At 49.9% G+C, this 697-nt stretch carries 1 protein-coding gene; it reads left to right on the forward strand.

Going from position 1 to position 697, the window contains the following annotated elements:
- The coding region (locus tag L2731_RS19495) for a VCBS domain-containing protein (protein WP_249254892.1) at positions 1-697 on the forward strand (697 nt) is incomplete at both ends.

Here is a 697-nt window from a genome sequence, read left to right on the forward strand (position 1 = left end):
ACTACAAAGTGGCACTGAAGATACACGCCAAACGCTGACGACCGCTCAACTGTTGGCAAACACTGTCGATGTGGATGCCAATGACGCGGGTAAACTAACTATTGAAAACCTGCACGCCGACCATGGTTCGATATTAATTAATGGTGACGGCAGCTTTACCTTCACACCAGAAAAAGACTACAACGGTGAGGTGCATTTTACTTACGATGTGAAAGATGGCCATGGCGGCATAACCCACACCGGTGCCAGCACCATCTTAGCAGCCGTCAATGATAAGGCTCAAATCGCGGGAACTAGTACAGTAAGTTTGACTGAAGATAAAAACGTTCATCAAGGAATGATCCACGCTGATGGTGTACTAACTATCACCGATCCTGACAGCGGACAAAACCAGTTTGTTGCCACCAGTCTTCAAGGCCAGTACGGCAGCCTCACTATTAACGAGCATGGCCACTGGACCTACACCGCCGATAACGCACAAGCCGCGATTCAAGGCTTAAAAACGGGTGAATCACTCACGGATACCGTGCTGGTTCACTCGGTTGATGGCACCGAACAGAAGGTGACAGTGACCATTAACGGCACCGACGATAAAGCCGTGATTGGCGGTGTCGATACCGGCAGTGTTACCGAAAATTCCGCCGGTAAAGATATGTCACCTGACTATGCGCAACCAGGTATGGCTCACCTTGGCCGT

This window comes from Shewanella aquimarina, assembly GCF_023349185.1.
GTDB lineage: Bacteria > Pseudomonadota > Gammaproteobacteria > Enterobacterales > Shewanellaceae > Shewanella > Shewanella aquimarina.